11 protein-coding genes, 1 tRNA gene and 1 pseudogene are annotated in these 12,646 nt (G+C 67.7%); 11 read left to right on the top strand and 2 right to left on the bottom strand.

Features of this window, described 5'->3' with window-relative positions; genetic code table 11:
* Positions 1-6: 6 nt before the first annotated feature.
* A pseudogene (locus tag ABIC44_RS04560) lies at positions 7-294 on the bottom strand (IS3 family transposase); the annotation flags it as partial.
* Positions 295-622: 328 nt separating this feature from the next.
* Here ABIC44_RS04560 and ABIC44_RS04555 point away from each other — a divergent pair.
* The 8 genes from ABIC44_RS04555 (at position 623) to ABIC44_RS04520 (ending at position 8,247) form a co-directional block, all read left to right on the top strand.
* Entirely contained in the window at positions 623-745 is a 123-nt protein-coding gene (locus ABIC44_RS04555; RefSeq protein ID WP_354293965.1) for a hypothetical protein, read from the top strand.
* The gene (locus tag ABIC44_RS04550) at positions 742-1,668 is read left to right on the top strand and encodes an MlaA family lipoprotein (protein WP_354293963.1); all 927 of its coding nucleotides are present in this window, start codon (positions 742-744) and stop codon (positions 1,666-1,668) included. Before ABIC44_RS04555 ends, ABIC44_RS04550 begins: the two co-directional genes overlap by 4 nt.
* 303 nt (positions 1,669-1,971) lie before the next feature.
* The gene (locus tag ABIC44_RS04545; protein WP_309697908.1) at positions 1,972-2,367 is read left to right on the top strand and encodes a putative hemolysin; all 396 of its coding nucleotides are present in this window, start codon (positions 1,972-1,974) and stop codon (positions 2,365-2,367) included.
* Between the two features lie 16 nt (positions 2,368-2,383).
* Positions 2,384-3,034 (top strand): sigma-70 family RNA polymerase sigma factor, encoded by a 651-nt coding sequence (locus ABIC44_RS04540; protein ID WP_354293961.1) that lies wholly within the window; start codon positions 2,384-2,386, stop codon positions 3,032-3,034.
* A gap of 37 nt (positions 3,035-3,071) precedes the next feature.
* Positions 3,072-4,043, top strand: a complete 972-nt coding sequence (locus tag ABIC44_RS04535) for a FecR family protein (protein WP_354293960.1) — start codon at positions 3,072-3,074, stop codon at positions 4,041-4,043.
* Positions 4,040-6,457 (top strand): TonB-dependent receptor, encoded by a 2,418-nt coding sequence (locus tag ABIC44_RS04530; protein WP_354293958.1) that lies wholly within the window; start codon positions 4,040-4,042, stop codon positions 6,455-6,457. Before ABIC44_RS04535 ends, ABIC44_RS04530 begins: the two co-directional genes overlap by 4 nt.
* A 186-nt stretch (positions 6,458-6,643) precedes the next feature.
* The gene (locus tag ABIC44_RS04525; protein ID WP_354293956.1) at positions 6,644-7,234 is read left to right on the top strand and encodes a putative hemolysin; all 591 of its coding nucleotides are present in this window, start codon (positions 6,644-6,646) and stop codon (positions 7,232-7,234) included.
* Positions 7,235-7,479: 245 nt separating this feature from the next.
* Positions 7,480-8,247, top strand: a complete 768-nt coding sequence (locus ABIC44_RS04520; protein WP_309700495.1) for an outer membrane protein — start codon at positions 7,480-7,482, stop codon at positions 8,245-8,247.
* An 83-nt stretch (positions 8,248-8,330) separates the two neighbouring features.
* Here the strand turns inward: ABIC44_RS04520 and ABIC44_RS04515 are convergent, their stop codons facing one another.
* Positions 8,331-8,477 (bottom strand): hypothetical protein, encoded by a 147-nt coding sequence (locus tag ABIC44_RS04515; protein ID WP_354293954.1) that lies wholly within the window; start codon positions 8,475-8,477, stop codon positions 8,331-8,333.
* 85 nt (positions 8,478-8,562) lie between these two features.
* Between ABIC44_RS04515 and ABIC44_RS04510 the strand changes: the two genes are divergently transcribed.
* The 3 genes from ABIC44_RS04510 to ABIC44_RS04500 all read left to right on the top strand — a co-directional run bounded on the left by ABIC44_RS04510 (position 8,563) and on the right by ABIC44_RS04500 (position 12,216).
* Positions 8,563-8,637 (top strand) — tRNA-Thr (locus ABIC44_RS04510).
* A 101-nt stretch (positions 8,638-8,738) separates the two neighbouring features.
* Complete coding sequence (locus tag ABIC44_RS04505) at positions 8,739-10,031, top strand: dicarboxylate/amino acid:cation symporter (RefSeq protein WP_354293953.1); 1,293 nt, start codon at positions 8,739-8,741, stop codon at positions 10,029-10,031.
* A gap of 73 nt (positions 10,032-10,104) precedes the next feature.
* The gene (locus tag ABIC44_RS04500) at positions 10,105-12,216 is read left to right on the top strand and encodes a transglycosylase domain-containing protein (protein ID WP_354293952.1); all 2,112 of its coding nucleotides are present in this window, start codon (positions 10,105-10,107) and stop codon (positions 12,214-12,216) included.
* Positions 12,217-12,646: the final 430 nt, after the last annotated feature.

The raw sequence follows: 12,646 nt of genomic DNA, 5'->3' as shown, positions 1-12,646 counted from the left end.
TTGCGTTTTGAGCGAATAGGCTTCGCGATGATCGTCGATTAAGGCGATCATCGCCGGAAGTGGTGGTCGAGCTTCGCCTGGGCAAAATACACAGGTGCCTTTGCACAGGATTTGGTTGAACTGACGCGGTTCGCGATTCTCGCGTTGCAACGCCTTCAGCTTGTCCGCCACCTCGGTCGGAACCTCGGCGCGCTTTCCGCTCTCGACCTCGGCCTTCTTCGTCCACTCATACGGTGTATGTGGCGCTCGGCCGAACTTCTCCGCAATGGAAACAACCGCCGCCCATCGCGAAGGTTTCGGTCTGACCGCTCGATTGGTGGATGAGAGCCTTTGCAATCCCGACGCTCGGCGCCCCGATTGCGGGCGAGCCTGCCAGGTCTTGACGCAGGCCATAGGATTTCTCCGCTCTTGCCTCCAGTATAGGGAGACTGCGGAGCATCGCCGTCATCACGGCCGCCCACTTGCGCCACGTCGTCCCGCAACGCCGAGCAACCATTCCCTTTCGCCCGCTGACCGAAACCAGCCGTATACGATCGTTCGGATATAAGGTGGTCCGACGCCGACTCCGTCCCTGTGATGACGGAGGTGATCGTGCGCTTCGTCGATGCGAAGGACCTGACCCATGACGCTTCCTGCCCTGACGCTGGCGACCGGCGCCCTTTGCGTGTCGGGGTCCGCGAGCGCCATCCTGGTGCGCGGCGCCCACGCCGGTCCGGGTGTCCAGAGCCAGGGAGAGGGCCGTTGATCGCGTTGTCGCTGGTCGCGATACTGGCGACCCCGTCGCTGCCCGTGCAGCGATCGGTGTCCCTGCCGCCGGATTTCGAGGCGGCCTCGATCACGATCGAGGATGTCCATGCCTTCGCCCCGCCCGAAGCCGCCGCCGCTCCCGCCCCGGACAGCGATCCCGGCGAGGCGGAGGAGATTGTGGTGACCGCGAGCCGACACCGCGCGAACGATCCGCTGCGCGCGGTGAACGCCGCCGCCTTCGCGCTGTCCGAGAAGGTGGACGACGCCATCCTGGAACCCGCCGCCCATGTCTATGAGCAGGCCGCGCCACGGCCGGTCCGCACCGGGCTGCGCAACTTCTTCGCCAATCTGCGCGAGCCGGTCGCCTTCGTGAACTTCCTCCTTCAGTTCAAATTCGGCAAGGCGGCGGAGACGGTGGGCCGCTTCGCGATCAACTCTACGATCGGACTGGCGGGAGTGGTCGACATGGCGCGCCGGTGCCCCTTCCGTCTTCCGCGCCGCCCCAACGGCTTTTCGGACACGCTGGGCTTTTATGGCGTCAAACAGGGGCCATTCCTGTTCCTGCCCCTGCTCGGGCCAACCACCTTGCGCGATCTCGTCGGCGGTGCGGTCGACGGCATCGCCTCGCCGGTCGCGATCGGGGGGCCGTTCCGCAACCGCGCCTATATCGTCATCAGCAACGTCGTGCGGACGCTCGATCGCCGCGTCGAGATGGATGAAGAGTTGCGCGAGATCAGCGAACAGCCCGATCCCTATGCTGCCCGACGGGATCGCTATCTCGACCAGCGCGAGGCGCGGGTGCGGCGATTGAAGGGGCTGGGCGACCCGGACGCCGTGGTGGAGGAAACGCCCTATGGCCAGGTCGATCCGTCCGCCCCCCTCCCCGCCTGCCCGCGCCGGAAGGCCAGCCATGCGGGATGATCGCCCCTGCCCCGCTGCCTTCGAAGCGCAGGATCGCGGAGCCCCCGCCCCGCTCCTGTCCCACCCGGCATGCCGCCTTGTTCCGGGCGGCTGGATCATAGGACGACCGATGCGACTGCTCGCTCTTTGCCTGACCTCCCTCCTCCTCTCGGCGACGCTGATCCCGAACACCGCGCATGGACAGGCTTGGACCTGGAACGGGTGACGGACCTCGCCGTCGCGATTCAAAGGCAATGCCCCTTTCGCTCCGTCTGCTGAGTGAAAGCAGCGTGAAAAGCCCGCGCGCGGATCAGGGGCAGGCGGATGAAGGACGGGTATGTGATGGATCGACTGGCCTATGTCGCGACGGGATTGCTGATATGCGCGGGCGTACCGGCGCTGATCCTGACCAGCGCGGAAGCCTTTCCGCAGGTGAGCGTGCAGGCGCCCGAGACCGGGGCGTGTCTCCGCACCGGCGGGGTCAGCATCCTTGTCGACGGCACGCCCTATTGCCGCCAGCCAAATCGCCCCGCCATCGACGAGCAGCATTTCCCCCGGCCACGGCCAGGCATCGCGGTCATGTCCAACCCCGCCAGCGCCTATTGCGAGGAACTGGGCGGCACGCTGGAGACGGTGGACGCGCCGGACGGCCAGACGGGTTATTGCCATTTGCCCAACGGCGCGGTGGTCGAGGAATGGGCGCTGTACCGTGGCCGGTAACCGCCATGGGGCCGCGATGCTGCGGCAGGACTTTTGCCGTGCAGGGGATCACGCCCCGCCGCCCGCCCGCATGCATCCGCGGCGGGTGACGGCGGCGAATTCCTTTTTCAACGATCCGTCACTAAGGAGTTCGATACGATTCACTCCCATCATGTCGGTGTCGATGTCATCAAGCGGGCTCGAAGCAGTCTATCTGGCCAACCGCGACAAACTTGTCCGGTTCCTGGTCGCGCGCGGTGCGGGCGATTCCGCCGAAGACCTGGTGAATGATCTTTGGCTAAAGATTTCAACACTTTCGCCGGGACCGATCGCCAATCCCATGTCCTATCTGTTTCGCGCCGCCGATACGTTGATGATCGACCGCTATCGGGCGCGCCGCCAGGCGGAGCGCCGCGACCAGGACTGGTACGACCTGAGCAGCGACGGCGAAACCTCGGGCGAACCGGCGGGCGAGCGGGTGATCGGTGCGCGACAGGAAGTGACCAGGGTGGCGGCGGTGCTCGCAAAGCTGGGCGCGCGTCGGGAAACGATCTTCCGCCGCGCCCGGATCGACGGCGTGTCGCAACGACAGATCGCGACCGAACTCGGCGTCAGCCTCAGCACGGTGGAGGCGGATCTGCGGATCGCCACGCGCGCATTGATCGAATTGAAGGAAGACCTGCGATGAGCATCACCCACGCCATCGCGATCAAGGACAAGGCACGATGACCGGCAGGAAGGTCGAGGACCATGCACTGGATTGGGCCATCCGTGCCGCCGATCCCGATTTCGACGATTGGGACGGGCTGACCGCGTGGCTGGAGGCCGATCCGCTGAACCCGGACCGGTATGACGATGCGACGATGGCCATCGCCGAGGCGCGCGACCGCGTCGCGGCCCTGCCCGTCCAGACGGCCCCCGTTCAGGCCGCACCCGCCCCTACCGCCCCGGTCCAGGCCGTGCCGGTCGCCGCCAATGATGCCGGCGCGGCGCGGCGTGGCTATTGGCGCTGGGGCGGCGGGGCCGTCGCCGCGATGCTGGCCGTGGTCGTCGGCACCTCGGTCTGGAACAGCCGGTCGCAGCCTTATGCGGTGGAAACCCGCCCCGGCGAGCAGCGCGCGATCGCGCTGGCCGATGGCAGCCAGATCATCATGGCGGGCGGCTCGCGCGTGACGCTGGACCGCGCGAACGCACGGGTGGCGGTCGCGGATCGTGGCGAGATGCTGTTCCGGGTCCGGCATGACGCGGCGCATCCCTTCCGGGTGACGGCCGGGGAGACGACGATGGTCGATCTGGGCACCGTCTTCGACGTGAAGCGCGATCCGCAGCGGACGCGCGTCGCGGTGGCGGAGGGCGCGGTGATGATCGATCCGAAGGGCGCGGGGCTTCGGCTCGATCCCGGTCAGGCGGTGGTGGTGACGGGCGGCCGCTCCTTCCGTCGCGAGCGCGCCGAGGATGTCGGGGGCTGGCGCGAAGGGCGGGTGACGTTCGACGGCGCTTCCCTGTCCGACGTCGCCCGTGATCTCAGCCGTCAGATGGGCCATGCCGTGCGCGCCGACGCCTCCGTCGCCGATCGGCTGTTCAGCGGCACGGTCGATCTCCGCTCGCTGAACGACGATCCGGCGCTGCTGGGTCGCCTGCTGGCGGTGAATGTCCGGACGGACGGCCAGACCTGGGTGCTGGGCGGCGATCGGTGAGGCCGGCCGCCGGGTGGGTCGCGGTCGGGCTGTTGACGACCGCGACCGCGACGTCTGCCGCCGCCGCGCCGACGCTGGCGATCGATCTGCCCGCCGGCAGCGTCAGCAGCCAGGTTCTGGCGCTGGGGCGGCTGGGCGGCGTCAGCGTCGTGGTGACCGATGCGCGGCTATGGGGAAAGCCGGTGCCCGCGCTGCGCGGACGGATGACCGTGCTCGCCGCGCTGCGCCTGATCGCCGCGCGCTGCGGCGGCGCGGTCGAGCCGATCGATGCCGCGCTCTTCCGGCTGGTGCCGGGCCGCGCAGCGGCGCACCGCACGCCCCCGCCCAGACCCCGGCCACCCGCCCCGGCACCCGCGCCTCCCGCCCCGCCCACGCCCGATATCGTCGTGGTGGCCAGCAAGCGCGACCTGCCCCTCGATCATGTCGCGGGACAGATCATGCGGATCTCCGGCCGGGACCTGGAATTCGGCGGCGCCGGAGGGACGGAGCGGCTGACCTCTCGCCTGTCGACCCTGGCGTCGACCTATCTGGGGGCCGGGCGCAACAAGCTGTTCATACGCGGCATCGCCGATTCCAGCTTCACCGGCCCGACCCAGGCGACCGTCGGCCAATATTTCGGCGACCTGCGCCTGGGCTATAATTCCCCCGACCCGGATCTTCGGCTGGCCGATCTGGCGGCGGTCGAGGTGCTGGCCGGGCCGCAGGGCACGCTGTACGGCGCCGGTTCGCTCGGCGGCCTGATCCGGCTGGTTCCCAATCCCGTCGAGCTGGACCGCACCGGCGGATCGGTCGCGGTGGGCGCCTCCGCCACCAAGCATGGCGCGCCGGGATATGACGCGCAGGGGGTGCTCAATCTGCCGATCGTGACGGATCGGCTGGGCATCAGGCTGGTCGCCACGGCGGTCGAGGAAGGCGGCTACATCGACAAGCCGCTGCTCGGTCGCCACAATGTCAACACCACGCGCATCGCGGGCGGGCGCGGCACCGTGCACCTGAAGATCGCCGACCATTGGAGCGCCGAACTGATCGGGATCGGCCAGCGTATCCGCGGGGCCGACAGCCAATATGCGGATTGGAACGGCGCCCCCCTGACCCGCAACACCAAGGTCGTCGAGGGGTTCGGAAGCGACTTCCGCCAGGGCCAGTTCGTACTGAACGGCCGGATCGGAGAGGTGCGGTTCAGTTCCTCGACCGGCATCACCGCGCATGACCTGACCGAACGTTACGACGCGACGGTGGCGGGCGACGACCCGACGGTCTTCCTCCAGACCAACCGGACGCGCATGTTCGCCAACGAGACGCGCGGCTGGGTCACGCATGCCGACGGATCGGGATGGCTGCTGGGCCTGAGCTATACCGACAATCGCTCGCGGCTGTCGCGCGCCTTCCTGTCGCTCGGCGACCGCCAGCAGCTTCCCGGCGTGTCGAACGCGGCGCAGGATGCCACCGCCTATGGCGAGGCGAGCGCGCGATGGACGAAGAGCCTTTTGGTGACGGGCGGCCTGCGCGTGAACCGATCGGTGCTGACGGGGGCGGCCGAGGACACGCTGGTGCAGAGCGGGCCCGAGGTAGGGGCGACGCTGGCCTCGCGACGGAAGCTTTCCTTGTTGCCTTCCGCCTCGGCCCTGCTGGACGTGGGGGCCGATGCCGCGATGTTCCTGCGCTATCAGCAGGGGTTTCGGCCCGGCGGGTTGACGATCTTCGACGGCTATGTCCGCCGCTTCAACAGCGACCATGTCGCGACGATCGAGGCGGGCTATCGCCTGGGTCACGCCGGGCGAAGCCCATTCGCCTTCTCCCTCACGGTCGCCCATACCGACTGGCGCAATATCCAGGCCGACTTCGTCGATGCGGGCGGCCTTTTGTCCACCGCCAATGTGGGCAATGGCGACATCTGGACGGTGGAGACGACCGCCTCCGCGCGGGTGGCGAAGGGGCTGCGGGTCGACACCGCGCTCTCGCTCAACGACAGCAGCATCAACGAACGCACCCCGAAATCGTCTACGACCGACGACGTGGCGAGCACAGGCGCAGGCGCTGGCGCTGGAGGGGGCGTGACGGCGCGGCTGGGGCCCATTCCGAACATCGCCAACGTCACCGCGCGCATCGGGCTGTCCTATGACGCCGCGCTATCCGATCGCACGCGGCTGAAGGTCGATGGCTGGGCCCGCTATGTGGGCACCTCGCGGCTCGGGGTCGGACCCGAGCTGGGTGAGGAGCAGGGCAATTTCCTCGACAGCGGCCTCACCGCCCGGCTGGGATGGGATCGCTTCGGCCTGACGGCGGGCGTGACGAACCTGACCGATACGCGCGGCAACCGTTTCGCGCTGGGAACCCCCTTCTTCACCGGCAAGGGACAGGTCACGCCGCTGCGCCCCCGGACCTTCCGCATCGGGCTGGATGCCGCTTTCTGACGATTGTTTTTACGGTATCGGCCGTACCGCTCCGTCATCCCCATTGCCCGGCCTCGAAAGCCGACCGTCGAATACCGGCGAGCGGTTCATTCAGCTACCGGCAATACGGAGTAAGGAATAACCCGTCTTCGGAATGACAATCTCCATAACGGGAAAATTCCCGGCTTCGTTGGGAAGGACAAATATATGAAGCTCAAAGTATTTCTGATGACCAGCCTGGTGTCCGCGGGTGCGGCCATGCTTGCGACTCCCGCCCAGGCGCAGGCCAATAGGCAAGGCATCGCCAATCCCGCTTCGGAATATTGCGTCTCGATCAAGGGAACCTCATTCTCGCGCAAGACGCCATCGGGCGAGATCGGCTATTGCCGGTTGCCCAACGGCCGGATCGTGGAAGAGTGGAAGCTGTTCCGCGAAAGCCAGAAGCGTCCCCCCGCCCCGAAGCCGCGCAACGACGCGTCCATGGCCAATCCCGCATCGGTCTATTGCGACAAGATCGGCGGCACCAACATCGACCGCCACACGCCGCAGGGCGATGTAGGGCTGTGCCGCCTGCCCAATGGCAAGACGGTCGATGCCTGGGCGCTGTACCGCCGCGACGAGGGCAAGCCCGCCCCGGCCCGCCGCGATCGCATCGGTCTCGCCAATCCGGCATCGGGTTACTGCCTGAAGCAGAAGGGGCGCCTGGAAATGCGCGAGGGGCCGGGCGGCACGACGGGCTATTGCCATCTGCCGAACGGACGCGTCGTGGAGGAATGGCGCCTGTATCGCGAGCAGTAATCGGCCAGGCTCGCCAGGAGCCTTTGTGAATAGCGGCCGCGCGTTTCGACGCGCGGCCGTTTTCGTTGCGCCATGGGCAGGACCGTGACAGCAACGACCAAGCAGAAAATTCCCCCACCAAGTTTTTCCAAAAAATTTTCCGGGGACCCAAGGCATATCGGAAATGGTGTCGTCTTGCGAGTGTAGGGGGACGCAGACTGGTGCAGCCCACTCGAAACAAGTTTCATTTCGAAGGACGATTTTCCATGACCCTGGTTAGCACGTTCGCGGCCGCTCGTCTCGGTGCGTACCGGTATTCGACGGCCCTGGCCGTCAGCATGATTGCCACCATCGTCGCCGTTGCCCCCGCGGCCGCGCAGCAGTCCGAACCCGGTCCCTATGCCGTCGCCCGCGCCGGCGTGCAGGTCGACTCGGACGTCAAGACCAACCGGGTGCTGGCCAAGGGCCAGACCGTGTCGAAGACGGCGCCGACGCTGCCCAAGAATATCGACAACAATTCCGGCTTCACCGGCGAACTGGGCCTGGGTTACGACTTTGGCGGGTTCCGCCTGGAAGGCACGGCGGGTTACGACACCGCCAGCGTCAATCCCAAGGCCCTGGGCGACAAGAATTATGTCGCAGGCGGCCGTGCCAAGTCGTTCGACCTGGGCGTTTCGGCCTATGTCGACCTGATCCAGGACGGCCCCCTCAAGCCGTTCGTCGGCGGCGGCATCGGCGCCTCGCGCGTCAAATATTCGGCCTATCGCGAAGCGCGCAGCGCCAATCCCGGCACGCTGAAGCCCAGCGCGGACATCGTCGGCACCGACTGGGGCTTCCGCTGGCATCTGGACGCGGGCGTCAGCTATGACGTGGCGCCGATGACGTCGATCGAAGTGCTCGGCCGCTATGCGAAGACGTCGGGCCTGCGGATGAAGGGCGTCACGCTCGATCAGGATCTCAGCCGCTCGACCACCGACTATAAGCTGAAGAGCTCGTCGACCTCGCTCATGATCGGCCTGCGCCAGAAGTTCTGATCGCACGCCGACCCAATGCGAAGGCGCCGTCCCTGCTCCGGCCGGGACGGCGCCTTTTTTCTGCATGGCGGGCCCGCGCCCCGTCAGTCGGCGCCCCGCTCCTCTGGCGGCGTGTCGCGCGGCGGGGCGGCGGGGGCGGGGGTGTCCAGCCCCCTGGCCTGGGCCTTGCGACGTTTCAGATTTTCCCGCAGCTGCGCCGCCAGCCGTTCCGCGCGTTCGTCTTTTGTCATGACAAAATGCATATTCCGGCAAACGGCCGCTTGACAACGCCCGCCGGATCGTCTCTAGGCGCGCTTCCCGCGGTGAAACGCGAGTGCTGCCGTAGCTCAGTGGTAGAGCGCATCCTTGGTAAGGCTGAGGTCGTGAGTTCAATCCTCACCGGCAGCACCATTTCCCCCCGCCCGTGACCGGGCCGGGGCGATCCCCCAGCTTTCGGGACCCATCACAAAACTTGGTTGGGATCGTTTCGCGGCTTCGCTAGCTATGGCCCAATGAAATTTCGTTTTTCCTTTGGGGCCCAGGTCTTCGTCGGCATGGCCGTCGGGCTGCTGCTCGGGCTGTTCGCGCGCGCGCAGAATGTCGCCGGACTGGCCGAGGCGTTGCGGATCATCGGCGAGAGCTTCGTCCAGCTGCTCAAGGTGCTGGTCGTCCCCCTGGTGTTCACCGCCATCGTCGCGTCGATCGCGGCTTTGCGCGACCTGAACAATGCCGCGCGGCTGGTCGCCGCCACCTTCATCTGGTTCGCGATCACCGCGCTGATCGCGGTCACGATCGGGCTGACGCTGGGCACCGTCCTGCAACCCGGCCTGCATGCCGGCGTCGCGGCGGGCAGCGCGGTGCGGCCCGACACGGCGGGCTCGTGGCTCGACTTCCTGCGCGGGCTGATCCCGTCCAACATCCTGGGCCTGTCCGCCTCGACCAGCGCGGGCGATGGCGGCGCGCTCAAGACCGGGCTGTCGTTCAACATCCTGCAGATCATCGTCATGGCGGTCGCGATCGGTGTCGCGGCGGTGCGGGTCGGCGACAAGGGCGAAAGCTTCCTGTCGTTCAACGCCTCGGCGCTCGCCATCTTCCGGCGCATCCTGTCCTGGGTGATCCGGCTGACCCCGATCGGGTCGGGCGCGCTGCTGGGCAATGCCATCGTCCGCTATGGCTGGCAGTCGCTCTCGGCGCTCGGCAGCTTCGCGCTGACGGTCTATATCGGGCTCGGCCTCGTCCTGTTCGTCGTCTATCCGCTGCTGCTGCTGGCCAACGGGCTGTCGCCGAAGCGCTTCTTCGCCGCCGCCTGGCCCGCGATCCAGCTGGGCTTCGTCTCGCGCTCGTCGATCGCCACCCTGCCCGTGACCGAGGATGCGGTGGAGCGGCGGCTGGGCGTGCCGCGTGCCTATTCGGCCTTTGCGGTGCCCTTTGCCGCGACGACCAAGATGGACGGCTGTGCGGCCATCTATCCCGCCATATCGGCGCTGTTCGTCGCGCAATATTACGGCCTGCCGCTGCATGTCGGCGATTATGTGCTGATCGTGCTCGTCTCGGTGCTGGGTTCGGCGGCGACCGCCGGGCTGACCGGCGCGGTCGTGATGCTGACCCTGACCCTGTCGACCCTGGGCCTGCCGCTGGAGGGCGCGGGTCTGCTGCTGGCGATCGACCCGATCCTCGACATGGGGCGGACCGCGATCAACGTGGCGGGCCAGGCGCTGGTCCCGACCATCGTCGCGCACCGTGCCGGGCTGATCGAACAGACGCCCCCCGCAGACCGCTTGCCGGAGGTGCCGCAAACGGGGTAAACTGCGCCATGAGCTTGCGCGCGGTGTTCTGGCAAAGTAATACACGCGAGTGGCAGACCGCCGGAACCCTGTGATGCGCCCCGACCCTTTCAATCCCGACCGTACGCCCATCAATCGCCCCTATGAGCCGGTGGGGCCCAACTATCCGCTCTACGATGCCGAGACCCAGAGCTGGTCCTTCGGCACCGACGAGGACGAGGCGCCCGCCGAACGCCCGCGCCACCGCATCCACTGGGGCCGGTGGATCGTGCGCGGTACGGGGGTGGGCATCATCCTGCTGGTACTAGCGATCATCTGGCTGGCGGTCACCGCGCCGCTGTCACGCTCGCTCCAGCCGCCGACGCCGCCGTCGATCACGCTGACCGCCGATGACGGCACCCCGATCGCACGGCGCGGCGCGATCATCGGCGCGCCGGTCGACGCGGCCAAGCTGCCCGCCCATGTGCGCGAAGCGTTCATGGCGATCGAGGACCGGCGCTTCTACTCGCACTGGGGCATCGACCCGCGCGGCATCCTGCGCGCGATGTGGCACAATGTCGGATCGGGCGGCGTGCGCGAGGGCGGATCGACCATCACGCAGCAGCTGGCCAAGAACGCCTTTCTCGATTCCGACCGGACGGCGGGCCGCAAGATCCGCGAGGCGATGATCGCCTTCTGGCTGGAGGCGTGGCTGACCAAGGACGAGATCCTGTCGCGCTATCTGTCCAACGTCTATTTCGGCGACAATGTGTACGGCATCACCGCCGCCTCGAAACATTATTTCGGGCGCACGCCGGACAGGCTGAACATCGGCCAGGCGGCGATGCTGGCCGGGCTGGTCAAGGCGCCCTCGCGTCTGGCCCCCACCACCAATCTGAAGGGCGCCCGCGCGCGCCAGGCGGTGGTCGTCGCGGCGATGGAGGATGCGGGCTTCCTGACCAAGCGCGAGGCCGATGCGGTCCAGCCGCAGCGCGTGCTCGCCTCGCGACCCGAGACCCTGCCCTCGGGCACCTATTTCGCCGACTGGGTGCTACCCGAGGCGCGCGACCAGGCGGGCGAGATCAAGACCGAGGCGACCGTCCAGACGACGCTCAACCCCCGGCTCCAGCGGATCGCCGAGCGGACGGTGCGCAGCGCCGGGCTCAACCAGGCACAGGTCGCGCTGGTCGCGATGCGCCCCGACGGCCGCGTCGTCGCGATGGTCGGCGGCAAGGATTATTCCAAGAGCCCCTTCAACCGCGCCACCCAGGCGCGACGCCAGCCGGGCTCGGCGTTCAAGCTGTTCGTCTATCTGGCGGCGCTGCGTTCGGGCATGACCCCGGACTCGACCATCGAGGACGAGCCGGTCGACATTGCGGGCTGGAAGCCGCGCAACAGCGACGGGCGCTATCTGGGCAAGATCACGCTGCGCCAGGCCTTTGCCCGCTCGTCGAACGTCGCCGCCGCGCGGCTGACCCAAGCGGTGGGCGTGAAGTCGGTGATCAAGGCGGCGCGCGACCTGGGCATCACCACCCCGATCGCCAACGAGGCGACGATCGGCCTGGGCACCTCGACCGTCAGCCTGCTGGAGCTGACCGCCGCCTATGCCGCCATCGCCAATGAAAGCTATCCGGTCGTCGCGCGCGGCCTGGGCGATGTGAAGGACAAGGGCTGGTATCAGGCGCTGACCAACCGCAAGACGGGCTTCTCGTCCGCCGTGCATGACGGGATGCTCGACCTGCTGTCGTCCTCGATCAAGACGGGGACGGGGCGGCAGGCGCTGCTGACCGTCGACGCCTATGGCAAGACCGGCACGACCCAGGATTCGCGCGACGCACTGTTCATCGGCTTCGCGCGCGACCTGGTGGTGGGCGTGTGGGTCGGCAATGACGACAACACCCCCAACCCCGGCCTGTCGGGCGGCGGCGTGCCCGCGCGGATCTGGCGCGCCTTCATGCAGTCCGCGCTGGACATTCCGCCGGTGGCCGCGCCGGTGGTCGAGCAGGAGGTCGATCCCGACGCGATCGCCAACGGCATGGAAGAGGAAACCCTGCCGATCGAGGGCGACCCGGTCGGGGACATCATCCAGGGCATGGGGCTGGACCTGCGCACCGGTGAGGACGGATCGATCACCGTCGGCCCCGGCCGCCGCCGCCCCGACCGCGCCGGCCCGCCCCCCGAGGACCGCCGCCCGCCCGACGAGCGCGATGGCGAGGGCGAGGAGTAACGGGGGCTCTTCCGGCGGGAGGGGCTTCACGCGAACGGGAGATGGTTCACCCGAAGCCGCGACGGCGCGACGAGGAATGGCTCGGCGTTTGATCGCAGCGCTTCGCTTGCGACGTCCGACAACTGCCACCCAGGCGAAGGCCGGGATGGTACTTATAGCATTTGAGGCGGATCGACATTCAGGGGCCTCCTTCCCTCGCCCCTCGCAGAGGGGAGAGGGTTGCGCAGACTTGGTCTTTGCGAAAGCAAAGGCCTAGTCGGAGCTGGGTGAGGGGTAGGCGCTCGCTTGGCGAGCGCGCGAGCCTTTGGGCTCGCTCAACCCCTCACCCAAGCTGCGCTAGAGCAAATTCCGATCAGTCTGCATCGTAACCGGCTGCGGCGAAGTAGTTGGCGCATTCGGCAGGCGTGAAGGTGTCGATGGCGGCACCGAT

Source organism: Sphingomonas sp. 1185 (genome assembly GCF_040544655.1).
Lineage (GTDB): Bacteria > Pseudomonadota > Alphaproteobacteria > Sphingomonadales > Sphingomonadaceae > Sphingomonas.
Note: the sequence above shows the minus strand (reverse complement) of the source record. Positions and strands in the feature narration are given on the sequence as shown.

What these genes read in the sequence shown, in the direction of transcription:
- ABIC44_RS04555 (WP_354293965.1), top strand. Translation starts at nt 623, where the DNA reads ATGACGCTTCCTGCCCTGACGCTGGCGACCGGCGCCCTTTGCGTGTCG.
- ABIC44_RS04545 (WP_309697908.1), top strand. Translation starts at nt 1,972, where the DNA reads ATGAAGGACGGGTATGTGATGGATCGACTGGCCTATGTCGCGACGGGA.
- ABIC44_RS04540 (WP_354293961.1), top strand. Translation starts at nt 2,384, where the DNA reads ATGCTGCGGCAGGACTTTTGCCGTGCAGGGGATCACGCCCCGCCGCCC.
- ABIC44_RS04535 (WP_354293960.1), top strand. Translation starts at nt 3,072, where the DNA reads ATGACCGGCAGGAAGGTCGAGGACCATGCACTGGATTGGGCCATCCGT.
- ABIC44_RS04525 (WP_354293956.1), top strand. Translation starts at nt 6,644, where the DNA reads ATGAAGCTCAAAGTATTTCTGATGACCAGCCTGGTGTCCGCGGGTGCG.
- ABIC44_RS04520 (WP_309700495.1), top strand. Translation starts at nt 7,480, where the DNA reads ATGACCCTGGTTAGCACGTTCGCGGCCGCTCGTCTCGGTGCGTACCGG.
- ABIC44_RS04515 (WP_354293954.1), bottom strand. Translation starts at nt 8,477, where the DNA reads ATGACAAAAGACGAACGCGCGGAACGGCTGGCGGCGCAGCTGCGGGAA.
- ABIC44_RS04505 (WP_354293953.1), top strand. Translation starts at nt 8,739, where the DNA reads ATGAAATTTCGTTTTTCCTTTGGGGCCCAGGTCTTCGTCGGCATGGCC.
- ABIC44_RS04500 (WP_354293952.1), top strand. Translation starts at nt 10,105, where the DNA reads ATGCGCCCCGACCCTTTCAATCCCGACCGTACGCCCATCAATCGCCCC.